The sequence below is a fragment of the Acerihabitans sp. genome, from assembly GCF_036398755.1.
In the GTDB taxonomy this organism is placed as follows: domain Bacteria; phylum Pseudomonadota; class Gammaproteobacteria; order Enterobacterales; family Enterobacteriaceae; genus Acerihabitans.
Genome location: NZ_DASWOM010000020.1, coordinates 49283 through 73198, shown reverse-complemented (window position 1 = coordinate 73198; position 23916 = coordinate 49283). Strand labels below are relative to the sequence as shown.

The following is a 23916-nucleotide window of genomic DNA, read 5'->3' as shown; positions in this document are numbered from 1 at the left end:
AGACGATCCGGTAAATCATGCCGCCGGGATGCCCGATTCCTTGACATTCCCGACGGGCGCCGCACCGACGGCTAAATTTTCAGCGATTGCCGCACGGCGGCCAATCCCGGCCTGCCCTGCAGGGTGGTCACGCCGTCCAGCCAGCGCTCCAGCAGTTCGGGATGCTGTTGAAGCTCCGCCGCCGCCGCCTCATTGGCGGTCTGTTTATCATCCAGCACCCGTTTGATTATCCGGTTTTCCAAATCGACGTTAAACGCCAACTGGCTAAACAATCGGCCGGTGTTGGGGCATTGGGCGCTAAAGTCGCGGCGCGTGACGGTATTCACCGTGGCGCTGCCGTAGTTTGGCCCGAAATAACGATCGCCGCCGCTCAGGTAGGTCAGCTTATAATGGGTATTCATGGCGTGCGGCTCCCAGCCGAGGAACACTATCCACTGCTGTTTGCCCACCGCGCGGCCGACCTGGGCCAGCATGCCGCTTTCGCTCGATTCCACCAGCGTCCAGCCGGTCAGGTTGTAATCATGTTTATCCAGCATGTTTTTGATATTCTGGTTGGCGGGCGCGCCGGGGGCAATACCGTATATTTTATGATCGAAGCGGTCGGCATATTTTTCCAGATCGGCAAAGTCCTTTACCCCGGCCTGCGCCACATAGTCCGGCACCGCCAGGGTGAATTTGGCGCTGCTCAGGTTGGCGCCCAGCACCTTGACCGCGCCGTCGCGGGTGAATTTTTCAATCACCGGCTGTTGCGCCGGCATCCAGTTGCCGAGGAATACGTCCAACTGCCCGGTTTTCAATCCCTGGTAAGCCAGGGCCACCGAGAGGTTTTGCACCTGCTGGCGGTAACCCAGGCCCTGCAGCACTACGCCGGCGACCGCGTTGGTGGCGGCGATATCGGACCAGCCGGGATCGGACATTTTTACCGTTTCGCAATCGGCCGCCCCGGCGGCCCGGGTTTGGATCGGCAGGCCCATCGCAAGCGATAGCCCCAAAGCAATAACAGCGGCGTGCACGCGCATAATTTTCCTCATAGGTAACGGTTTCAGAGCGTTGAAGGCGGGCGCGGATAGCGCGCCAGCGCCTCCTGCTCGTCCAGGGATTGGTGATTACGGATAAAACGGTGGCTGGCGTCCTGCCAGGGTTGATAATCCCAGTCGGGGGCGCCGCTCCGCCCCAGCGCCCGGGTAAGGAACAGCCGGGCGCGCTGGCTGGTCAATATGTGCCGGTTCAGGTCGGAAAGGTTCCAGCGCGCCCGCGCTTCGCGCTGGAACTGCAGCAACTGCGGCGCAAACGCCGGGGACAACGCCAGATTGACCAGTTCCCTGGGATCCTGGCGCACATCATAGAGCAAATCGGGTTCGCCCAGGGACGCGATGAATTTCCAGGGTCCGCGCCGGATCATCACCATCGGCGCCAGCGCCCCTTCCGCCAGATACTCAGCGTACACACCATCCGGACCCGTCTCGCCGCGCAGATGAGGCACCAGGCTGCGGCCGTCCAGGGGCGCGGCCTGTTCATCCTCGGTTAACGGCCGGCCGGTCGCCAGCTCGCGCAAGGTGGGAAGCAGGTCGGCCAGCGACACGCTTTGCTCAACGCGCCGCGGCGCAAAGCGCCCGGGGGCGTGGATAATCATCGGCACGCGCGACGCCCCTTCAAAAAAGTTCATTTTGTACCACAGGCCGCGCTCGCCGAGCATTTCGCCATGATCGGAAATCAGGATAATAATGGTATCGTCGGCCAGACCGGTGGCGTCAAGGGTGTCGCGCACCTCGCCGAACCGATCGTCGACATAGGCCAGGGCGCCGTAATAGGCATGGCGCGCCCGGCGGATCTGGTCGTCGTCCAGCAGCCCGTCGGTCAGTTGGTACATGGCGCGCAGCCGCCGCGAATGCGCATCGGGCGGCGCATCTCCCGCCGCCACCCTGGGCAGATCGATATCCTGCGCGCGATAGCGGTCCAGGTAACGGCGCGGAATAGCGAAGGGATCGTGGGGATGGGTAAGCGACATCATCAGCAGGAAAGGCCGGTCGTCGTTGCGCCGGGCCAGGTCGAACAGCTTTTGCCGGGTGTGGAACAGAGCCTCATCATCAAAATCCAGCTGATTGGTGCGGATACATTCGCCCGCGTCCAGTACCGAACTCATATTGTGAAACCAGTCCAGTCGCCGTTCAGGATGGCGCCAGTCCGGCGTCCAGCCGAAATCCGCCGGATAGATATCGGTGGTCAGCCGCTCGTCAAAACCATGCAGCTGATCCGGCCCGCAAAAATGCATTTTGCCGGCCAGGTAGGTTCGGTAGCCCTCCTGACGCAAATAATGGCAAAACGTCGGACTTTCGGCGCGAAATTCCGCCGCATTATCATAGACGCCGTTACGGGAAATTAACTGGCCGGTCATCAGCGACGCGCGCGAGGGCGCGCATAATGGGCTATTGCAATATGCGGAGTTAAATACCACGCCCTCGCGCGCCAGTTTGTCTATATTTGGCGTTTTGCTGACATTATTTCCATAGGCTGATAGCGCGCCGGCGGCAAGCTGATCCGCCATCAGAATAACGATATTCGGTTTTTTGCTAAGCATAGTTAAATTTCGCTTTAAATAAATATACAGCTCAATGTTATTTTTATCGCACAAATATATTTTGCTGTGAACCGGTTAATAACTTATCGACCTATAAGGGGACATTATGGCAAACCATTTTCGGCTGCCGCCGCTACAGGCGCTGGCTGTTTTCGAGGCGGCGGCGCGTCATCTTAATTTTACCGCCGCCTCAAAGGAACTGGGCTCGTCGCAGCCGGCGGTCAGCCAGCGTATCAATTTGCTGGAAAATCAATTGGGCGCCAAGCTGTTTGAACGGCGTCACCGCGGCGTGGCCCTCACCGACCCCGGCGAACAGCTCTACCAGATCGTGCGCGCCAGCCTGCAGGAAATCAGCCAGCAAATTGAAAGGATCCAGCTTAAAAAACAACGGGATGTGCTGCGTATCGATACGGATATGGGCTTTGCCAGCTATTGGCTGCTGCCGCGCCTGGACCAATTGCAACAGCTGATCCCGAACGTCGATGTCCAGATATCCACCTCGCCCAACGAGTTCTCCCTGCGTGACAGCAGCGCCCACCTGGGCATCTCCTTTGGCGACGGCCAGATCCCCGGTTGCCGCAGCGATATGCTGTTTCCCGAACTGGTGGTACCGGTATGCAGCCCGTGGTTTTTTCAACAACACGCCAGGCCGGGCGCGGCTCTGGACCTGCTGCCCCTGCCATTGCTCAACTTGCCCGAAACCCTGCCGCGCCGCTGGCTGAGCTGGCACGATTGGTTTCGCGGCCAGGGCCTGGAACCGGATGACGGCGTGACCTCATTGACCTTCAATGCCTATTCGCTGGTGATCCAGGCGGCGCTGAAAAACCAGGGCGTGGCCTTGGGCTGGAAACCGCTGGTGGATCAATTCCTTGATAATGGCGAACTGGTGGTCTGCGGACCGCAATTAAAAACCGGTCGCGGTTATTATTTAATCCAACCGGAACGGGCAAATAACATCCTGCTTTACCAAAAAGTTAAAAAATGGTTAATCAGTGAATCTTTCAGTTTCAAACAGCACTCGGAAAATAATATTAATTATGGTGAGAAGGTTTAAACCATTTAGTTATAACTCATACGATAATAGTTTATTACGCCGTTCTTTTTTCTTATAGCCTGTGCTTATGGTTAGCAGATGGCAAAAATTCAAAACCCGATGAATAAAACGCTAATAAAAATTGACGGGCTGTATAAAATATTCGGCGAAGGTGAACAACAGGCCTTGACGCGTTTACGCCAGGGCGCGGACCCTGCCGAATTATTTACCCAATATGGCTGCTCGGTGGCGTTAAACAATATTACGCTTGAGATTTATCGCGGCGAAATTTTTGTCATCGTCGGCTTATCCGGCTCCGGCAAATCCACCCTGTTGCGCACCCTCAATCGCCTGATTATACCCAGCGCCGGCGAGGTGTTTTTTAGCGGGCAGCCGCTGTCGGGGTTGTCGGCAGCCGCGCTTATCCAGCTGCGCCGGCATGAAATGGGCATGGTGTTCCAGTCTTTCGCCCTGCTGCCCAGGCGCAGCGTATTGGATAACGCCGCCTTCGGGCTGGAGCTGGCCGGCATCGGCACGGCGCAGCGCCATAAACAAGCGTTGGCGGTATTGGCGCAGGTGGGCCTGGAGCAGGTGGCGGGACAGCTTCCGCACCAACTGTCCGGCGGCATGCAGCAACGGGTCGGCCTGGCGCGCGCGCTGGTGGTCAATCCCACGCTGCTGCTGATGGATGAGGCGTTTTCCGCGCTCGATCCCATTAACCGGCGAGAGATGCAGGAACTCCTGCTGCGTCTGCAAGCCAGCCAGCGGCGTACGGTCATTTTTGTTACCCACGACATCGAAGAGGCGCTGCGTATCGGCAACCGCATCGCCATTATGCAGCAGGGCCGGGTGATCCAGACAGGCACCGCCGAGCAGATTGTCAATGCGCCGGCCAATGCTTACGTACGCCGTTTTTTCGCCGGCGTCGATACCTCGCGGTTTGTACTGGCCGAAGATTATGCCGGCGCGTTCAGCGGCCAGCTCACGCCGCCCCGGGAGCAACCCCATGACCGGAACCGTTGATTTCAGCGCGCAGATAGACGCGGGCGTACGTTACCTGCTGGATCACGGCGGCGTATTTTTTGATGCCGTCGCCCTGGCGATCGACACCGTCGCCGGCACCCTTGAACGGGGCCTGGGCTGGCTTTCGCCCTGGGGTCTGGCCGCCATCGCGGTGGGATTGAGCCTGTGGCGCGTCGGCAAGGGATACGCGTTGTTCAGCGCCGCGGCGATGCTTTTCATTATCTACAGCGGCTATAGCGAACACGCCGTGGTAACGCTTGCGCTCACCCTGTCGTCTACCTTGTTCAGCCTGCTGGCCGGTATCCCGCTGGGCATTATGATCTCCCGGCGGCCAAGGGCGGGCCAAATAGTCCGCCCGATGCTGGACTTTATGCAAACCATGCCCGCGTTTGTCTACCTGATCCCCGCCACGATCCTGTTTGGCCTCGGCCGGCCGCCGGGGATCTTCGCCACCGTGCTGTTCGCCATGCCGCCGGTGGTGCGTTTAACCGATTTGGGTATCCGCCAGGTGGATAAAAACCTGGTGGAAGCCGGACTGGCGTTTGGCTGCACCCGCCGGCAGCTATTATGGAAGGTGCAGTTGCCCAACGCGCTGCCCTCCATTATGGCCGGGGTAAATCAAACGATCATGATGGCGATGTCAATGGTGATAATCGCCTCCATGGTCGGCGCCGGCGGGCTTGGCAACGACGTATTAACCAGCATCCAGCAATTGGATATCGGCCTTGGGCTGCAGAGCGGTTTGGCGGTGGTGCTGATGGCCATGTTGCTGGACAGGCTCTCGGCCAGCCTGGTTCGCCAACCCGGAGCGAAGCGTTAAAGCGTATTGCTAATCATAGTTATTATTAGTGCATTAACTATTGTGTGTTTTTTTACTTATTTTTGTTGGGCGGATTAACAGTTATTTATAGTGGATATGCCCAGGCTTTACGCCTGGGAAATGGCTATTATGCTTTCCAGGCGAATATCTATATCGAAAAAAACACTTTGTTTATTTTGTCATGATAATGCAAAGTAGGTGGCCTAAGGCGGAGAGTGAAAACGGATCGCCGGGTAAATTTAGCATAAGTTAAATTAACCACGCTGTTTTGCCGATAAGTTTTGCTACTGACCTGAGGCCAAAATAATTGTTAAATAAATGATAAATAATATCTTGACAATTGTTATATGGATACCGGCGATTTTGCGGGGAGCAATGACTTATTGTGATGTATTGCCATGAGCGGTCAAGGTTTGGTGAGAAAAGTATTATACCAATTGATCATTTTTGCTGCCTGTCATCGGCGGCATTGTGATGGCGCAGGCGGCAACGGCGTTAGCCTGCGCCGATTTGACTTAAGCGGCGTAGGGCGTTGGATCGGGTGCCAGGCGGATGACAGCGCCGGCTTAACCCCTTAAAAAAAAGAGGGGTTTTGTGATGGCTCTCAAATTTTAAATCTGTATGACAAGTTAATGTACGTACCGCGGTTTGGAGCGCCACAGGATAGTAGATTCCAACTTTAATGAAAAGTTCACAATCTAAGTGTAGATTTTGCTGCTACTATCCTGCGCAATCAGACCACGGAGTAATATCTTATTTAAACAGTGCGCGTTCTCTGAGCTTTTATTTTTACATTATAAATGCTGGTTAGCTCAGGACATCAACCATCAAAAGGCTGAGTCCTATTTTATAAACACGAGAGTATTTGGTAAGGAAAAACAGGAATGAAGAAGATAGCATTGGCCGTTTTAGCCACATTGATTGCCCCAGCTCTGCATGCCGCGGAAATTTATAACAAAGATGGCAACAAGTTGGACCTGTATGGTAGCGTCCGCGCCCGTCACTACTTTAGCGACAACAAAACTATTGACGGCGACCAAAGCTACATGCGGTTTGGTTTCAAAGGTCAGACCCAGATTAACGATGCCCTGACCGGTTACGGCCAATGGGAATACAATGTCCAGGCCAACCATACCGAAGGCGGCACCGACGCGCTGACCGGCACCAAAACCCGTCTGGGCTTCGCCGGCTTGAAACTGAAGGATTACGGCTCAATCGATTACGGCCGCAACTGGGGCATCGCTTATGATGTCGCGGCAATCACCGATACCGCGCCAATCTTCGATGACCTGACCTACAGCGCCGCCGACGTGTTTATGGGCGGCCGTACCTCAGGCGTGGCCACTTATCGCAACAATAACTTCTTCGGCCTGGTTGACGGCCTGAAGTTTGGCTTGCAATACCAGGGCGCCAACGACGAAAACTCCAATAATAGCCGTGCCGCCAACAAGTCCAACGGCGACGGTTACGGCGCGTCAGCGTCTTATACCTTTGATTTCGGCCTGTCGGTACTCGGCACCTATGCTTCATCCAACCGTACCCAGCCGCAGAACAATCTGGCGCTTGGCGACGGCGACAAAGCCGATGTCTGGGCGGGCGGCGTGAAGTATGACCATTCCGGCGTTTATTTCGGCGCGTTGTACGGCGAAACGCATAACTACACCCCGATCACCGGCGGTTATGCCAACAAAACCAAGAATGTGGAAGCCATTGCGTCTTACCTGTTTGATTTTGGCCTGAAACCGATGTTCGGTTACTTCCAGTCCAAGGCAAGCGATGTTGAAGGCATCGGCGATGTTGATCTGGTTAAATACTATGACGCGTCCCTGACCTATTTCTTCAATAAAAACATCAATGCGTATGTTGATTATAAAATCAACCGTCTTAGCGATGACAACAAACTGGGCATCGCCAACGATGACCAGGTCGGCCTGGGCTTGACTTATCAGTTCTAATATTTCCCAGACGAAAAAAGCGGCCAATAGGCCGCTTTTTTTTTGCTGGATATGAGCTCAGGCTTATTTATACAGCTCGGCGCTGCCGCGCATGGTGTCGTTGCCACCGGCCCCGATAATGCGGTAAGAGGTGGCGTTGGCGGCGGCGGCCTTGGCGGCCAGCTGGGATTCCAGATCGGTCAGGTTGCTGGTGGTGGATGACGATACCACGCCAAAGGAATGTTCACCGGCGGGACGGCTGGTGACTTCCTGGGCGGCAAAGGTGCCGACGGAAACGGTGCTGAGAACGATGGCTGCGATGGCGAGTGTCAGGTTTTTCATAATGTCTCTTCTCATGGTCTGATGCGTTATTGGACAGGACGTTAATTTGTTAACGTTCGATAAGTAAATGATAGACACCTTGGTGACGGAGATCAAGTATTATTTTATCAATCATTAACTAATTACCTAAAGTACTGTAAAGACCGATGAATTTGTTCACACCGCTGTGTCTGGTTGTTTCCTGCGTCAAGAAACGTTCTCCACCCCGCCCGTCCTGCCCACCTGGATCGGCAACGCGCCGGCCGCGCCCCTTTACAGCTGGCGGATCGGAGCGTAAAGTTAATCAAACGTTTGACTTATTTTATCGGAGACACCATGCCCTCCTCTTCCGCTCCCACCGCGCGCGGCGAACAGGCCAAAGCCCAGCTGATTGCCGCCGGCATCAGCTTATTTGGCGAAAAGGGGCCGCAGACCGCGACCACCCGCGAAATCGCCCAGCTATCCGGGCAAAATATCGCCGCTATTTTTTATTATTTTGGTTCCAAGGAAGGGCTGTACCTGGCGGTCGCGCAGTGGATCGCGGATTTTATCACGCAGTCCCTGCATGCCCAGGCGGAACAGATTGATGCGCTGCTGGCGCGGCCTGAGGTGGATGCCGGTCTGTGCCGGCGCTATCTGCATGAGTCCCTGCTGACCATGAGCGGGCTGCTGGCCCGCGGCGAGACCATGAATATCAGTAAAATCATCTCGCGGGAACAGCTGTCCCCCACCGGCGCCTACGCCGTTATACACCAGCAGGCGATTGCGCCGATGCATCAGCGCATCACCCGGCTGGTGGCCGGTTTTACCGGCTGCGACCCGCAGGCGTTAGGCACCATCGTTCATACCCATGCCCTGCTGGGCGAGGTGCTGGCGTTCCGGCTGGCGCGGGAAACCATTCTGCTGCGCACCGGATGGCGCGAGCTGGGTCCGGCGCAGGTCGCCCAGATCAATCAGGTATTGACCCTGCATATCGACTGGTTTCTTTATGGCTTGCGGGCCGAACAGGCCGGCACGACTTGCCGGCACAACGGGCAAACATCATGAAGCATAAAAAGAGCGCCGTGGTCGTCATCATTATCATCGCGCTGCTGGGCGCGGCGCTCTATGGCGCCCTCTATTATCACCGCCAGCAAAACCGGCCGCTGACGCTGTATGGCAATGTGGATATCCGCAGCGTCAACCTTGGCTTTCGCGTCGGCGGCCGCTTGGCGCAGCTGGCGGTGGACGAGGGCGACGAGGTCCATGCCGGCCAGGTGCTGGCGAAACTGGACGACGCGCCGTATCGCAACGCCCTGGCGCAGGCCCAGGCCGATGTCGATAGCGCCAGGGCCAAGCTGGATTTAACCCGCTCCGGCTACCGCGATGAGGAAATCGCCCAGGTGCGATCGCAGTTGGCGCAGCTACAGGCGGCGTTTGACTATGCCGACAGTTTTTATCATCGCCAGCAGGGCGCCTGGGCCAAACGGGCGATTTCCGCCGATCGGCTGGAGGATGCGCTCACCGCCAGCAACCAGGCCAAAGCCAATCTGCAGGCGGCCAGGGATAAGCTGCAGCAGTACCTGGCCGGCAACCGGCCGCAGGAAATAGCCTCCGCCGGGGCGAGTCTGGCCCGGGCGCAGGCGGCGCGTGACCAGGCCGCGCTGGATGTGACCGATACCATGCTGACGGCGCCATCGGGCGGCACCATCCTGACCCGGGCGCAGGAGGCCGGCGGCATGCTTGGCGCCGGCGACACCGTGTTTACCCTTTCGCTGACGCGGCCGGTGTGGGTACGCGCCTATGTCGATGAACCTAACCTGAACCAGGCGGTGCCGGGCACCCGGATTATCATCCGCGCCGACGGCCTGCCGGAAAAAACCTATCATGGCAAAATCGGTTTTGTCTCGCCGACGGCGGAATTTACGCCCAAAAACGTAGAGACGCCGGAGCTGCGCACCGATTTGGTGTATCGCCTGCGCATTATCGTCACCGATGCCGACGACCGGTTGCGCCAGGGCATGCCGGTGACCCTGGATTTCGCCGACGGCCGGGAGCGGCCCTCGGCCCGGCCCGCCGGCGATGACGTTCATGCCCGCTAACCTGATTGTGCTGGATGCGCTGGAGAAGCGCTTTGCGTCCCTGGCGAAACCGGCGGTCGAAAGCCTGACCATCACCTTGTCGAGCGGCGGGGTCACCGGACTGGTCGGCCCGGACGGCGCGGGAAAGACCACGCTGCTGCGCATGCTGGCCGGTCTGCTGACGCCAAGCCGGGGCTCCATGCGGGTGGCGGGGCTGGATCCGGTGGCCGACGACGCCCGGCTGCACGCCATCCTGGGCTACATGCCGCAGAAGTTCGGCCTGTATGAAGACCTGACGGTGATGGAAAACCTGACGCTGTACGCCAGCCTGCGCGGCATTACCGGCGAAACGAGCCGGCAAACGTTCGGGCGCCTGCTGGCCTTTACCGACCTGGCGCCCTTTACCGCCCGGCCGGCCGGCAAGCTGTCCGGGGGAATGAAACAAAAGCTTGGGCTGGCCTGCACGCTGATAGGCCAGCCCAAGGTACTGCTGCTCGACGAGCCGGGGGTCGGCGTGGATCCCATTTCCCGCCGCGAACTGTGGCGTATGGTGCATGAACTGGCCGACGACGGGATGCTTATCCTGTGGAGCACCTCCTACCTGGACGAAGCGGAGCAGTGCCGCGACGTGCTGCTGATGAACGAAGGGAAACTGATCTACAGCGGCGCGCCCAAAACGTTAACGGCGACGATGGCCGGGCGCACCTGGCTGGCCCATGACGCCGCCGGCACCAATCGCCGGCTGCTGCGGCGCGCGCTGCGCCTGGAGGGCGTCAGCGACGGCGTGATCCAGGGCAAAGCCGTGCGCCTGATCCTGAGAAAAGACGCCGACCGGGCGTGGCTGGGCCGGGCGCTCGGTTTGCCCGATGCGGATATCGCGGAAACGGCGCCGCGTTTCGAGGACGCTTTTATCGATTTGCTCGGCGGCGGCCCGGCCGCCAAACAGGCGCTGGCGGACATCATGCCGCAGTTGACGGGCAGCCGGCAGGAAACAGTGATCGAGGCCCGGGGACTGACCAAGAGATTCGGGGATTTTACCGCCACCGATAACGTGGATTTCCAGGTCACCCGCGGGGAAATTTTTGGCCTGCTGGGGCCAAACGGCGCCGGTAAGTCCACCACCTTTAAAATGATGTGCGGCCTGCTTAACCCAACCGGGGGCCAGGCCCTGGTGCTGGGGATCGATTTGAAAACCGGCTCCGGCAAAGCCCGCCAGCGCCTGGGCTATATGGCGCAAAAATTTTCCCTTTACGGCAATCTGACCGTGGCGCAGAACCTGCGTTTTTTTTCGGGTGTTTATGGATTGCGCGGCCAGCGCCAGCGCCAGAAAATAGCGCAGATGAGCGAGGCGTTCGAGTTCGGCCCGATCTTACACCAGACGCCCGACGCGCTGCCGCTGGGGTTTAAGCAGCGCCTCGCCCTGGCGTGCTCGCTGATGCACGAGCCGGATATTCTGTTTCTCGATGAGCCCACCTCCGGCGTCGACCCCCTCACCCGGCGCGAGTTCTGGCTGCATATCAACGGTATGGTGGAAAAAGGCGTCACCGTGATGGTCACCACCCATTTTATGGATGAAGCGGAATATTGCGACCGGATCGGCCTGGTGTATCACGGCAAGCTGATAGCCAGCGGCACGCCGGACGAGCTGAAACAGCGCACGGCGGACCGGGAGCGGCCCAACCCCACCATGGAACAGGCGTTTATCCGGCTGGTACAGGACTTTGACAAGGACGGCGGCAATGGCGCGACATGACGATACCGGCTTCTCATGGCTCAGGCTGCGCGCCCTGTGCGACAAGGAGACGCGCCAGATCCTGCGCGATCCCAGCAGCGGCCTGATTGCCTTTGTCATTCCCCTGATGCTGCTGTTTATCTTCGGCTACGGCATCAACCTGGATTCCAGCCGCCTGCACGTGGGCATTCTGATGGAGCAGCACAGCGCCGACGCCCGCGATCTGGCCCAGGCCTTCGCCGGCTCGCCCTATATCGCCCCGACCATCAGCGATAATCGCCGGCGGCTGGTGGCGCTGATGCAGGCGGGTAAAATCCGCGGGCTTATCGTGATCCCGGCCGATTTCGACGTCAACATGGACCGTCCCGGCAATCGCGCCCCCATTCAGGTGATTACCGACGGCGCCGAGCCCAATACCGCCAATTTCGTACAAGGCTATGCCCAGGGCATCTGGCAAATCTGGCAGCAGCAGCGCGCTTTGGATCGCGGCCGCGCTTTCCATCAGCTTATCGACGTCAAGGTGCGCTATTGGTTTAATCCGGCGGCGATAAGCCGGCATTTCATTATTCCCGGCGCCATCACCATTATCATGACGGTGATCGGCGCCATCCTGACCTCGCTGGTGATTGCGCGCGAGTGGGAACGCGGCACCATGGAGGCGCTGCTGTCCACCCAGGTCAGGCGAAGCGAGCTGCTGCTGTCCAAACTGTTGCCCTATTATGTGCTGGGCATGGGAGCGATGGCATTGTGCATGGCGGTGGCGGTATTTGTTATGGGCGTGCCGTTTCGCGGTTCGCTTTGGCTGCTGTTCGGCATCAGCAGCCTGTTTCTCGCCAGCACCCTGGGGATGGGGCTGTTGATTTCCACCCTGACCCGCAACCAGTTCAACGCCGCGATGGTGGCGCTTAACGCGGCGTTCCTGCCCGCCGTAATGTTGTCCGGTTTTATTTTCCAGATAGACAGCATGCCGGCCGCGGTGCGCGCGGTGACGTATATCATCCCGGCGCGTTATTTTGTCGGCACGCTGCAAAGCCTGTTCCTGGCGGGCGATATCGGCGGGATTTTAGTGATGAATACCCTGTTCCTGGTGGCGTCCGCCGTGGGATTTATCGGCCTGACCGCCTGGAAAACCAAACGCAGGCTGGATTAAGGAACCCTGATGTTCTTTCGCTTATGGACACTGATCGTTAAAGAGCTACAGTCGCTGCTGCGCGAGCCGCAAACGCGGGCGATCCTGATCGTGCCGGTGATTATGCAGGTGCTGTTGTTTCCTTTCGCCGCGACGCTTGAGGTGACCCATGCCACCATCGCCGTGTACAGCGAGGACAGCGGCCAGGCCTCGGTGGAGCTGGCCCAGCGCTTCGCCAGGGCCAAGGCCTTTTCCTCAGTGGTATGGCTGCGCAACCCCGGCGAGATTCAAGGCACTTTAGATAACCAGCGCGCCCTGCTGGTGGTGCGTTTTCCGGCGCAATTCTCCCGCAATCTGGCCGCCGGCGCGCCGGCGCCGCTACAGTTGCTATTGGACGGTCGCAACTCCAACAGCGCGCAGATCGCGGCCAATTATATCCAGCAGGTTATCCACGATTACCAGTTGGAGCTGACGGCGCGGCAGGCAAAACCCAATAACAGCGAACTGGTGATACGCAACTGGTATAACCCCAACCTGGATTATAAATGGTTTGTGGTGCCATCGCTGATTGCCTTGATCGTCACCATCGGCGTGCTGATCGTCACCTCGCTGTCGGTCGCCCGGGAACGGGAACAAGGCACCCTGGATCAGTTGCTGGTCTCGCCGCTGACCACCGGGCAGATCTTTATCGGCAAGGCGGTGCCGGCGCTGGTGGTGGCCAGCGTCCAGGCATCTATTGTGCTGATTATCGGTATTTTGGGCTACCGCATTCCCTTTGCCGGCTCGCTGCCGCTGTTTTACGGCGCCATGCTTATCTACGGACTGTCGCTGGTGGGCTTCGGCCTGTTGATCTCCTCGCTTTGCTCGACGCAGCAGCAGGCGTTTATCGGCGTATTCGTGTTTATCATGCCGGCGATCCTGCTGTCGGGTTATGTTGCGCCGGTGGAGAACATGCCGCCGTGGCTGCAAACCCTGACCTGGATAAACCCGGTGCGGCATTTTACCGATATCACCAAGGAAATTTACCTTAAGGATGCTGATTTCGCCGTTATCTGGCATAGCCTGTGGCCGCTGCTGGTGATTACCGCCACCACCGGCAGCGGAGCCTACTGGCTGTTCCGCCGCAAGATTGCCTGAGCGCGGCGGGCGGGCGTTAACACCGGCCGCGCCTATTTGGCCGCGCCGGAGGCGGATTTTACCGCGCGGCTTGACGAACGCTCGCCGTTATCATAACCGGAGATGGTTTTACCCTGCGTTTCGCGCCCGAAGCTGACCAGAAGACTGATAAGGATCGCCACGGTACCCGCCACCAGGGCCATGGCCAGGCCATAGTTATTGCCGTGCGCCTCGGCGATGCGGGATTGCAGCGTGGCGTTCACCGAGGCAATCAGGTTGCCGAGCTGGTAGACAAACCCCGGCAGCACCGCCCGTGAATTGGCGGGCACCAGCTCCGTCAGGTAGGTAGGCACCACGCCCCAGGCGCCCTGCACCATAAACTGCATCAGGAACGCGCCCAGGCCGATCATCACCGACCCGCTGGCGAACGCCCAAAGCGGCAGCACCGGCAGGGCCAGCAGCGAGGCGATGATCATCGCTTTTTTGCGGCCTATTTTTTCCGACAGGGAACCAAAACAGATGCCGCCCAGCATCGCGGCGATATTGTAGCCAATGGCGATGATGCTGACGGTGTGGGGATCAAAACCGTGCTGCACTTTCAGGAAGGTGGGATAGAGGTCCTGGGTGCCGTGGCTGAAAAAGTTGAAACAGGCCATCAGCACCACCATATAGAGACACAGTTTCCAATGGGTGCGGATGATGGGCAGCAGCGCCACGCTCTCCTTGCGTTCCCGGGCCGCCAGCCATACCGGCGATTCCGGCACCTTAAAATAGATATAGGGCAGCAGCAGCACCGGCAGCGCGCCAATCAGGAACATGCCGCGCCAGCCGACGCTCTCGAAAAACAGGCCGAACACAATGGCGGCCAGCAGGTATCCGGCCGGATATCCCGCCTGGAAGATGCCCGACATCAGGCCGCGGGATCGGTCGGGGATGGTTTCCATCGCCAGCGACGAGGCCACGCCCCAGATGCCGCCCATCGCCACGCCATAGATCACCCGGAAGGCAATAAAGAACGCCAGCGTCGGCGACCAGGCCGAGAGCAGTTCAAACAGCGAGAACATCAGCACGTTTATCATCAAAATCGGCCGGCGGCCATATTTCTCCGCCAGGCGGCCAAACAGCAGGGCCCCCAGCGGTCGTACCGCCAGGGTGAGCATGATCGAAAGGGACACGCTGGAAATGTCGGTTTTAAACCAGGTGGCCAGATCGCTTAGCACAAACACCAGGATAAAAAAATCGAACGCGTCCAGCATCCAGCAGGCAAAGCAGGCAAAGGCCACGTTGCGTTGTGTAGAGGTCCAGTTAAACATAAGTCAGTGTCCTATCTTTAAAGGGGTCACCGTCTCGGTGGCGCCGGAAAAATAAGCCAGGCCTGGGTATGCCGCCGGGGATTTCCCCCGCTACCCGGATGAGAATAGAGCGGAATGATATGTTTTTAAATTGTTAACTATTTGTTTATAGCACGTGATAGTCTTACTGTTATTGTGGATTTGTATCATTTGTCAAGATTATGTAAACAGTGATTGCCGGCGGGCGCATTTAGTCCACCCTGCCGTGCCCTATTCAGCGTTATACTGCCGCCATGGTTTATTCCCGGCCCGCGATTGACGTCGCGCGGCCGGCCCCGTTATGGGTATGCGACATGGTAAGGATTGACGATCTGGCGTTGTTTGTCCGTTCGGCGGCGCTGGGCAGCTTTTCGAACGCGGCGCGGGAAGTGGATTTACTGCCGGGCCAGGTCAGCGCGGCGATCAAACGCCTGGAGCGGGAGCTGAACATCCGTTTGTTCGCCCGGTCCACCCGCAGCCTGCGCCTGACGGCCGAAGGGGAACAGTACCTGCCCTTTGCCTGCGAGGCGTTGCGCAATCTGCGCGAAGGCCAGGATCGGCTGCATCAGGAACCGGCCGGCCTGCACGGGCTGCTGCAAATCGCCGCCCCGTCCGATTTGGGACGTAATGTATTGTTGCCCTGGATCACCGGGTTTCGCCAGGATCATCCCCATTTACAGGTACGGCTCTATTTATCCGATCAGGTGGCCGACGTGTTCAAGGATCCGGTGGATGTGGCCTTCCGTTACGGCATTATGGACGACGCCAGTTATGTCGCGCTGCCGCTGGCGGCGGAAAACCGCCGGGTGGTAGTGGCGTCGCCGGCGTATCTGGCGCGCCGCGGCCGCCCGACAATTCCCGCCGATCTGGCCGGGCATGATTGTCTGACGTTTGTGCTGCGCGGCCGCGTGTATGACAAGTGGCGATTTTATCCGGATGGGAAACCGCAGGCGGTAGGCGTAAGCGGCGGCCTGACCAGCGACGACGCGGAAGTGGTACGCCGTCTGGCCATTGCCGGCGAGGGGATCGCCTATAAGTCCTGGCTGGATGTGTGCCATGATGTGCGCGCCGGCAGGCTTGAGGTGGTGCTAAAAGCCTATGGCGGCGATCTTGTGCCGTTACATCTTATCTGTCCGCACCGGCGGCAATTTTCGCCGGCGGTACGCCTGCTGTACGAGCGGCTGAAGCCCGGCTGCGAGGCTTTGCAGCGCGAATATCTTGCCCTGTTTGACGGCGCGCCGAAGGAAAATCCGGCCACGGCCCGCCCGCGCGGGTCGGCGATAGCCGCTCGCCGGAATAATTCAGCCTAGCAGGCGCGCGGCGGCGATCAGCGCCTGGCCCAGCGCCAGCCCGCCGTCGCCGGCCGGCAGCCGGGCGGGTGACAGCACGCGCAGGCCGTGCAGTTCCCGCGCCAGCATGGTGTGAAACAACCGGTTATGCAGCACGCCGCCGGACAGGACCAGGGTGTTGATGCCATGGCGCGTCGCCGCCTGGCGCGCCATGGCGGCGAATCCGCGCGCCAGGGCCAGGTGGAAGCCATAGGCCCGTTCGGCCGGGCCGGCGCGCCAGGCCAGCCATTGCCGCCAGAAGGTCGCCATATCCAGCCGGTCATCCAGCAGCGGTATCGACACCGGGAGCATTACCGCCGGCTGTGCCGTGGCGCCCGGCGGCTGAACCGCCGGATCATCCATCAGCCCGGCGCCACGCCACGCCAGCGCTTCGAGCCGGCAGGCCGCCTCCCCTTCCCAGCTGGTTTCGCCGGCGCACAGCCCAAGCGCCGCCGCCACCGCGTCAAATAACCGCCCGGTGGAGGAGGCCGCGGGTGAGTTGATCCCGCGCGCCACCGCTCTGGCCAGCAGCTCGCCCGCGCCCGTCGGGATATTCGCGGCTTCGGGCAGATCGCGCCATTCGGGCACAAAGCGCAGCCACTGCGCCAGCAGGTTGCGCCAGGGCTGGCGCGCCGCCACATCGCCGCCCGGCAGGGCGACGGCGGGCAGGCCGCCTATCCATTGGCAACGGTGATAGTCCGCCATCAGGCATTCCCCCCCCCAGAGGACGCCCTCCTCCATGACGCCGTCCCGACGCGTAGCGCCGTAGCCCAGCCCGTCCAGGGCCAGCCCGATCACCGGCCCGCCGTCGAGCGGCCAGCCGTGTTCTCCCAGGCAGGCCGCCAAATGGGCGTGATGATGCAGGACCGTCATGACGGGCACCCTTCGCTCCGTCGCCAGCGCCTCACCCCAATGTCGGCCGAGATAGCCCGGATGCGCGTCCACCGCCACCGCCTCGGGGGTGAAATCCCAGATGGCGTTAAACAGCGTCAGCGCCTGTTGCCGCTGGCGCTGGATGCCTGCATCCGCCAGATCCCCCAGATGCTGGCTAAGCACCGCCTGTCCGTCGCGCAGCAGGCAGAAGACGTTTTTCAAATCCGCCCCCATGGCCAGTATGGCCGGCGCCTGGGCAAACCCTGCGGGCAACGCGATGGCGTCGGGCGCATAGCCACGGGAACGGCGCAGCATCTCCACGCCCCCGTCGGCGAGACGCACCAGGGAGTCGTCGGCGCGTTGGACGATATCGCGGTCGTGCAGCAGCCAGACGTCGGCGATGGCGGCCAGTTCCTCCAGAGCCTGCTGGTTATCCAGCGCCGGCGGCCGGCCGTTAAGATTGCCGGAGGTCATCACCAGCGGCCGTCCTGCCCGGCGCAGCAACAGATGCTGCAGCGGATTGGCCGGCAGCATCACGCCGATTTCATGCAGCCCCGGCGCTATGCCGGCGCACAGCGTAAGCGAATCCCCGGACGCTATCCCGGCGGGAGACGGGCCGCCGGGGCCGGAAGACGGGTCGCTCGGCGCGCCGGCAGCGGCAAGCCCGACGGGAAGGCCCGCGTCGGCGGCGGCGATGATCGCATTCGCCGGCGAGCCGGCCGGCAGCGGCGCCAGCACAATGGGCGCGGCGGCGGATTGCAGCAGCGTCACCAGCGCCGGCTCGACGTGACCGAGGCAGCGACGCAGCCAGTCGCTGTCCGGCATCATCACCGCCAGCGGTTTTGACGGCCGCCGTTTACGCGCGCGCAGCCGCGCCACCGCCGCCGCGTTGGTGGCGTCGCAGGCCAGGTGAAAACCGCCCAAACCTTTCACCGCCACAATGTCTCCGGCAAGCAGCCTGCGCGCCGCTTCGGTAATGGCGTCATCCGCGGCGGCCAGCCGCCCGCCGTGGCTGTCCGCCAGCCAAACCCGCGGACCGCAGACGGGGCAGGCGTTCGGCTGGGCGTGAAAACGGCGATCGGCGGGGTTTTGATATTCGGCCAGGCAATCAGGGCATTGGGGAAAGGCATCCATGGCGGTATTGGGCCGATCGTAAGGCATGCGGCGGATCAGGGTAAATCGCGGACCGCAGTGGGTACAGTTTATAAACGGGTAGCCAAAACGGCGGTTGGCGGGATCACGCAGCTCGGCCAGGCAGTCGACGCAGGTGGCCGCGTCCGGCACCACCTGGGTTTTCATGGCGCCGTCACGGCTGGCGATGATGGTAAAGGACCGCGGCCGGCGCAGCCACTGCCAGGGCAGAATTTCAATACTGTCGATGGCCGCAAGCCTGGGGCAGTCCCGGCGCAGCTGTGCGATAAACCGGCCGGCGTCGTCGCCCCACAGGCGCACCTCGACGCCGTCGGCGTTATTGCCGACGTCGCCGGTCAGTCCCAGGCGGTGGGCCACACGCCAAACCGCCGGCCGGAACCCTACCCCCTGAACCTTACCGGTAATGCGTAGCAGTATGCCGTTGTGAGCCATCGTCTTCTCCGCTTAGCAAATCCTCGGCAGCGGTTCGTCGTGCGGCAAATCAAGCAAGCGGCTGACGCCGTAAAGCCCGCGCAGCCGCACCTGTTTATCATCGCTCACCTTGCCGATAACCGCGGCGTCGCGTCCCAGCGGATGCGCGCGCAGCGCTTGCAGCGCCTGCTGCTCCGCCGCCGCGTCCACCACCAGTACCAGTTTGCCTTCATTGGCGAAATTCAGCGGTTCCAGCCCCAGCAGTTCGCACAGGCCGCGCACGGTATTTTTGACCGGCAGCGCCGACTCGTCAATGCTCATGCCGCACCGGCCGCCGCGGGCGAATTCATGCAGGATGGCGGTCACGCCGCCGCGCGTGGCGTCGCGCAGCGCGCGCACGCCGCTGATATCGCGCAGGGCGGCGATAAGCGGCGCCAGCACCGCGCAGTCGCTGACCAGATCCGCCTCCATGCCGAGATGTTCGCGCAGGTTAAGGATAGTGGCGCCATGATCCCCCAGCGTGCCGCTGACCAGGATGCTATCGCCGGCGCGGATGCGGGCGGCGCCCCAGTCGATGCCGGTTGGGATAACGCCCAGGCCGGCGGTATTGATAAACAGTTTATCCACCGCGCCGCGCGGCACCACCTTGGTGTCGCCGGTCACTATCTGGATACCGGCGTCGCGCGCGGTGACGGCCATGGAGCGGACCACCCGTTCCAGGGTCTCCAGGGCGAGTCCTTCCTCCAGGATAAAACCGCACGAGAGCCAGCGCGGGGTGGCGCCGCTGACCGCCAGATCGTTGGCGGTGCCGCATACCGCCAGCTTGCCGATATCGCCGCCGGGGAAAAACAGCGGATCAACCACATAGCTGTCGGTGGTAAACGCCAGCCGGTCGCCCAGGGCGGTCATTTCGCTCAGTTGCAGGCGGGCCTGATCTTCCCCGGTGCACAACAGCGGGTTATCGAATGCGCTGAGAAATACCCCGCTTATCAGCGCCTGCATGGCGCCGCCGCCGTTGCCGTGCGCCAGCGTAATCTGTTTGTTCATGCCTCACTCCGACGATATTGATACCAGGCGGCGCAAGCCCCCTCCGATGACACCATCAGCGCGCCGAAGGCGTTTTCCGGCGTGCAGACGCCGCCAAACAGCGGGCAGTCCGCCGGCTTGCAGCGTCCGGTCAGCACCGCGCCGCAGCAAGCGCGCGGGTCATCCGCCACGGGCTGCTGCGCGGGATGAAAGCGCAGCTCCGCGTCAAACGGCATCCAGTCCGGACGCAGGCTGACGCGGGAATCATCGATAACCCCCAGTCCGCGCCATTCGCTGGCGCCCGCGGTGATAAACACCTCATCCATGGCGCGCTGCGCCAGGTCGTTACCCTGCCCCGGCACCACGCGCCGGTATTGGTTTTCCACCGTGCAGCGTCCCTCGGCGTACTGTTCGATCAGCATCAGCAGGCCCTGCAGGATATCCCCCGGTTCAAAGCCGGTAACCACCACCGGCTTATGGCAGACATCGCTGATGTAGGCAAACGGCTGTTCGCCTATCACCATGCTGACATGGCCGGGGGCGATAAAACCGTCGATGCGCACATCAGGCTGCGCCAGCAGGCTTTTCAGCGTCGGCATCAGGGTGATGTGCTGGCAAAACAGGAAAAAGTTTTCCACCCCCTCGGCGCGCGCCTGTTGCAGGGTAACGGCGGTGGCGGGCATGGTGGTTTCAAAACCGATGCCGAAAAACACCACCTGCCGGTCGGGATGCGCCCTGGCAATGGCCAGCGCGTCAAGCGGCGACCAGACCATGCGCACATCGGCGCCTTGCTGGCGGGCGGTCAGCAGCGATCCGTTGCGGCCGGGCACGCGCATGGCGTCGCCGAAGGTGCAAAAAATGACTTCGGGCCACCGGGCGATTTCCAGACAGGCGTCGATGCGCCCGGCCGGCAGCACGCAGACCGGACATCCCGGTCCGTGGATAAATTCCAGCGACGGCGGCAACAGCTGGTCGAGGCCGAATTTAAAAATGGCGTGGGTATGGCCGCCGCACACCTCCATGATTTGCAGGGGCCGGGCCTGGGTAAAGCCGGTAGCGGGCATACGCTCGGCGATGCGGGCGACCAGGCCGCGCACCAGCTCGGGCCTGCGGTATTCGTCAACGAACCGCATCGGCCTCGCCTCCGCGCAGGAAATAACCGACGTCCGGCTCGACCTCGCCCATCGCCTGGAGCGCCGCCAGGGTTTCCCTGGCTTCGTGCTCGTCAAGCAGGCTCATGGCGAACCCGACATGCACCAGGATCCATTGGCCGGGAAGCGCGGCCATGGCGGCCGCGTCGGCGCAGACCAGCCGCACGTTAACCTGGCGTTTGACCCCGCACACATCGACCCAGGCGTTGCCCGGGCTGTCGTTGGCAAGCGCGATGACCTGGCCGGGGATGCCTATGCACATGGCTGCTCCTCCGCGCCCACACCGGCCCGGCCCCCGGCCAGCTGTTCATTCAGCCAGCCCATCCAGGCCTCCATGCCCTCGCCGGTGGTGGCCGACACCATCAGCACCGCAATCGCCGGATTAACCCGGCGGGCGTTGGCGATACAGGTATCGACATCAAACCGCACCCAAGGCAGTAAATCGGTTTTATTGAGGATCATCAGCCCGGCGGCGGCGAACATATGGGGATACTTCAGCGGCTTGTCCTCCCCTTCGGTGACCGACAGCACCACCACTTTCAGATGTTCGCCCAGATCAAAACCGGCCGGGCACACCAGGTTGCCGACGTTTTCGATAAACAACAGGCTGTTATCCGGCGGCGCCAGACGCTGGAAGGCGTCATGGATCATTTGCGCGTCGAGATGGCAGCCTTTGCCGGTGTTGACCTGGATGGCCGGGGCGCCGGTGGCGCGGATGCGTTCGGCGTCGTTGGTGGTTTGCTGATCGCCCTCGATGACCGCGCAGCTTACCCGGTCCCGCAGCCGCAGCAGCGTTTCGGTCAGCAGGGTGGTTTTGCCCGAGCCGGGGCTTGAGACCAGGTTCAGCGCCAGGATATGCCGTGTCTGAAATTGCGTCCGGTTGCGCGCCGCCAGCCGGTTGTTTTTATCCAGCACGTCAATCTCAATTTCCACCATGCGGCGCTGGCTAAGACCGGGGGCATGGTTGCCCGCCGGGCCTTGGCCGTAATCGAGCAAGCCTTGTGGGCTTGACTGCGGGTGGAACGCCGTACCGTCGGTGTCTCCGGCGTGATAAACCTCATGCCGGTCGCCGGGATCGATGTGATATCCGGCGGCCGGTGACGGCGGCGTTTGCCCCGGCGCCAGGTTGTAATAATGATTATGCACGTCGCCGTGATAGTGATGGTGGATTACCGTCGCGGGCGCGGCGCCGGCCCCGCCCAGGCTGATACGCCGCAGCCCCGGCGCGTCGGCATGGGCGGCGTCATGGCGAGCGTGGCTATGGCCGTGATCGCCATGGGCATGGCTGTGTTCGGCATGGCCGTGATCGCCATGGGCATGGCTATGTTCGGCATGGCCGTGGTCATCATGAGGGTGGTTATGATCATGATAATCCTCGTCGCCTTCAATATGACGTTCGCCTTTGGCGCAACCGCAGGTACTGCACATGGCAAGTCTCCTAACCTCTGGAATAAGTCCAGTATAACGTTACGCCACTTCCAGCCGTTTGATCTGGATGTGGTCATGGGCGTCTGTTTGCAGACGATGGCCGCCGCACAGCGGGCAGACCGGCAGCGGCGCCTCGGGCAGCCGGACCTGGCACAGGCAGCGCTCGCACCAGGCCTCGGCCGGCTGCTGCTCGATATGCAGCACGCATCCCTCGGCCGCCGTGCCCCGGCACACCATATCGAAGCAGAAATGCAGGGATTCGGCCTCCACGCAGGAAAAAGCGCCGATGGACAGCCACACGCCGGTCACGCGCCGCGCGCCGTTTAATCGCGCCTGCTGCTCCAGAATTTCCAGCGTGTTCTGCGCCAGGGTTAACTCATGCATGGATGGCTCCGCTTAAGGGCGCCTGGGCGCCCGGTCAATACCCAGCGCGCGCCGCCGGAGGCGGCAAAACGGGGCGGCGTTCGCCCGCGACGTTGCCGGGCGAAGGACCCGGGCCGGTATATAACAAGTCTATGCAAAGGGGATGCCAGATCTGAAACGTCGATGTGAATAATTTAAGTTTTAAAATCAGATAATTACCTTAGGTCGCGACGGCGTTACCGCCCTCACGGCGACCGGCGCCGGCACGTCGACACTTATGACGACACCCCCGATACCCCGGAGGTCGACACTAATGACGATATTGGCCTCGCCCACGCGTTTTTTTCTTAACCGCTAACCCGCCGATGCCCGCGCCTTGGGCCTTGCCGGCTATAACCCTACCACTGGCATGGATTATGCTTTAGTCGCGGTCATCGATTACGCATGCAGCCTGACTGTCATCCGTTTCTCCTGGAGGAGAGGGTTATGAACCGCTTTGTTATCGCGGAACCACAGCTTTGTATTGGATGTAACACCTGTATGGCCGCCTGTAGCCAGGCGCATAAGGCCGTGGGGTTGCAGTCGCATCCCAGGCTGACGGTGACCCGCACCGATCTGCATACCGCGCCGATGCTGTGTCGCCATTGCGAAGACGCGCCCTGCGCCCGCGTCTGTCCGGTCAACGCCATTACCCATGGCCCGGACGCCATCGAACTCAATGAAAGCCTGTGCATCGGCTGCAAACTGTGCGGGCTGGCCTGTCCGTTCGGCGCCATTACCCCCGCCGGCAGCACGCCGGTGAACATCCCCACGCTGTTCGAGAACTTTATTCCCTCGCGTCAGTTGGCCGACGTGCCGGAAAGCCCGCAGAACATGAATCCGTTCCTGGCCTGGAACGCCGGGGTGAGGAGCGTGGCGGTGAAATGCGACCTGTGCGCTTTCCTGCCCGACGGCCCGCAGTGCATCAAGGTCTGTCCGACCGACGCGCTGGTGCTGGTGGACGACGGCGCGGTGGAACAGGCCAGCCGGCGCAGGCGCAACTACGCGGCGCGCTGGCTGTCGTCCGATCTGGATTTTATTTCCCCCACCACACCGGAGCAGGAATAA

At 61.0% G+C, this 23916-nt stretch carries 21 protein-coding genes; 11 read left to right on the top strand and 10 right to left on the bottom strand.

All coding sequences use genetic code 11. The features are described from left to right. Positions 1 to 71: 71 nt before the first annotated feature. Both choX and betC read right to left on the bottom strand, forming a co-directional pair. A complete protein-coding gene (gene choX / locus VGC33_RS04280) occupies positions 72 to 1019 on the bottom strand; it encodes a choline ABC transporter substrate-binding protein (protein ID WP_331119402.1) in 948 nt (315 codons plus the stop codon). A gap of 23 nt (positions 1020 to 1042) precedes the next feature. Further along, complete coding sequence (gene betC / locus VGC33_RS04275; protein WP_331119400.1) at positions 1043 to 2578, bottom strand: choline-sulfatase; 1536 nt, start codon at positions 2576 to 2578, stop codon at positions 1043 to 1045. 106 nt (positions 2579 to 2684) lie between these two features. On the opposite strand from betC, the gene VGC33_RS04270 reads away from it, so the two are divergent. From VGC33_RS04270 to VGC33_RS04255, 4 genes are all read left to right on the top strand, one after another. Continuing rightward, the gene (locus VGC33_RS04270) at positions 2685 to 3632 is read left to right on the top strand and encodes a choline sulfate utilization transcriptional regulator (protein ID WP_331119398.1); all 948 of its coding nucleotides are present in this window, start codon (positions 2685 to 2687) and stop codon (positions 3630 to 3632) included. 78 nt (positions 3633 to 3710) lie between these two features. Beyond that, the gene (locus VGC33_RS04265; RefSeq protein WP_331119396.1) at positions 3711 to 4634 is read left to right on the top strand and encodes a quaternary amine ABC transporter ATP-binding protein; all 924 of its coding nucleotides are present in this window, start codon (positions 3711 to 3713) and stop codon (positions 4632 to 4634) included. Further along, positions 4618 to 5454 carry an ABC transporter permease gene (locus VGC33_RS04260; protein WP_331119394.1) on the top strand — a complete coding sequence of 279 codons (837 nt, stop codon included), beginning with the start codon at positions 4618 to 4620 and terminating at the stop codon, positions 5452 to 5454. The genes VGC33_RS04265 and VGC33_RS04260 overlap by 17 nt, the downstream gene beginning before the upstream one ends. A gap of 884 nt (positions 5455 to 6338) precedes the next feature. Then, a complete protein-coding gene (locus VGC33_RS04255; RefSeq protein WP_331119392.1) occupies positions 6339 to 7409 on the top strand; it encodes a porin in 1071 nt (356 codons plus the stop codon). 63 nt (positions 7410 to 7472) lie between these two features. On the opposite strand, the gene bhsA is transcribed toward VGC33_RS04255, so the two are convergent. Further along, entirely contained in the window at positions 7473 to 7730 is a 258-nt protein-coding gene (gene bhsA / locus VGC33_RS04250) for a multiple stress resistance protein BhsA (protein WP_331119390.1), read from the bottom strand. A 315-nt stretch (positions 7731 to 8045) separates the two neighbouring features. Here bhsA and VGC33_RS04245 point away from each other — a divergent pair, with 315 nt between their 5' ends. From VGC33_RS04245 to VGC33_RS04225, 5 genes are read left to right on the top strand one after another with little or no spacing between them, the layout of a single operon-like run. Then, complete coding sequence (locus tag VGC33_RS04245; protein ID WP_331119388.1) at positions 8046 to 8756, top strand: CerR family C-terminal domain-containing protein; 711 nt, start codon at positions 8046 to 8048, stop codon at positions 8754 to 8756. After that, positions 8753 to 9790 (top strand): secretion protein HlyD, encoded by a 1038-nt coding sequence (hlyD, locus tag VGC33_RS04240; RefSeq protein WP_331119386.1) that lies wholly within the window; start codon positions 8753 to 8755, stop codon positions 9788 to 9790. The genes VGC33_RS04245 and hlyD overlap by 4 nt, the downstream gene beginning before the upstream one ends. After that, positions 9780 to 11522, top strand: coding sequence for an ATP-binding cassette domain-containing protein (locus tag VGC33_RS04235; protein WP_414636886.1), 1743 nt, complete (start codon positions 9780 to 9782; stop codon positions 11520 to 11522). The genes hlyD and VGC33_RS04235 overlap by 11 nt, the downstream gene beginning before the upstream one ends. Continuing rightward, positions 11509 to 12651: an ABC transporter permease gene (locus VGC33_RS04230; RefSeq protein WP_331119382.1), complete on the top strand. Its 1143-nt coding sequence runs from the start codon at positions 11509 to 11511 to the stop codon at positions 12649 to 12651. The genes VGC33_RS04235 and VGC33_RS04230 overlap by 14 nt, the downstream gene beginning before the upstream one ends. Before the next feature lie 9 nt (positions 12652 to 12660). Beyond that, the gene (locus VGC33_RS04225) at positions 12661 to 13767 is read left to right on the top strand and encodes an ABC transporter permease (protein ID WP_331119380.1); all 1107 of its coding nucleotides are present in this window, start codon (positions 12661 to 12663) and stop codon (positions 13765 to 13767) included. Between the two features lie 32 nt (positions 13768 to 13799). On the opposite strand, the gene VGC33_RS04220 is transcribed toward VGC33_RS04225, so the two are convergent. Further along, positions 13800 to 15059, bottom strand: coding sequence for an MFS transporter (locus VGC33_RS04220; protein ID WP_331119378.1), 1260 nt, complete (start codon positions 15057 to 15059; stop codon positions 13800 to 13802). A 332-nt stretch (positions 15060 to 15391) separates the two neighbouring features. Here VGC33_RS04220 and VGC33_RS04215 point away from each other — a divergent pair, with 332 nt between their 5' ends. Continuing rightward, positions 15392 to 16387 (top strand): LysR family transcriptional regulator, encoded by a 996-nt coding sequence (locus VGC33_RS04215; protein ID WP_331119376.1) that lies wholly within the window; start codon positions 15392 to 15394, stop codon positions 16385 to 16387. On the opposite strand, the gene VGC33_RS04210 is transcribed toward VGC33_RS04215, so the two are convergent. Genes VGC33_RS04210 through hypA form a run of 6 tightly spaced genes read right to left on the bottom strand, consistent with a single transcriptional unit; the run spans position 16379 to position 22830 of the window. Next, positions 16379 to 18862, bottom strand: a complete 2484-nt coding sequence (locus VGC33_RS04210; RefSeq protein WP_331119374.1) for a carbamoyltransferase HypF — start codon at positions 18860 to 18862, stop codon at positions 16379 to 16381. The two genes, VGC33_RS04215 and VGC33_RS04210, sit on opposite strands and share 9 nt — an antisense overlap. Positions 18863 to 18874: 12 nt before the next feature. Further along, positions 18875 to 19888 (bottom strand): hydrogenase expression/formation protein HypE, encoded by a 1014-nt coding sequence (gene hypE, locus VGC33_RS04205; protein ID WP_331119372.1) that lies wholly within the window; start codon positions 19886 to 19888, stop codon positions 18875 to 18877. Then, the gene (gene hypD, locus VGC33_RS04200; protein WP_331119370.1) at positions 19885 to 21000 is read right to left on the bottom strand and encodes a hydrogenase formation protein HypD; all 1116 of its coding nucleotides are present in this window, start codon (positions 20998 to 21000) and stop codon (positions 19885 to 19887) included. Before hypD ends, hypE begins: the two co-directional genes overlap by 4 nt. Beyond that, complete coding sequence (locus tag VGC33_RS04195; RefSeq protein ID WP_331119368.1) at positions 20987 to 21280, bottom strand: HypC/HybG/HupF family hydrogenase formation chaperone; 294 nt, start codon at positions 21278 to 21280, stop codon at positions 20987 to 20989. Before VGC33_RS04195 ends, hypD begins: the two co-directional genes overlap by 14 nt. Then, a complete protein-coding gene (hypB, locus tag VGC33_RS04190) occupies positions 21271 to 22446 on the bottom strand; it encodes a hydrogenase nickel incorporation protein HypB (RefSeq protein ID WP_331119366.1) in 1176 nt (391 codons plus the stop codon). The genes VGC33_RS04195 and hypB overlap by 10 nt, the downstream gene beginning before the upstream one ends. A 39-nt stretch (positions 22447 to 22485) precedes the next feature. Next, positions 22486 to 22830: a hydrogenase maturation nickel metallochaperone HypA gene (gene hypA / locus VGC33_RS04185; protein ID WP_331119364.1), complete on the bottom strand. Its 345-nt coding sequence runs from the start codon at positions 22828 to 22830 to the stop codon at positions 22486 to 22488. A gap of 465 nt (positions 22831 to 23295) precedes the next feature. Between hypA and VGC33_RS04180 the strand changes: the two genes are divergently transcribed. Then, the gene (locus VGC33_RS04180; protein ID WP_331119362.1) at positions 23296 to 23916 is read left to right on the top strand and encodes a 4Fe-4S dicluster domain-containing protein; all 621 of its coding nucleotides are present in this window, start codon (positions 23296 to 23298) and stop codon (positions 23914 to 23916) included.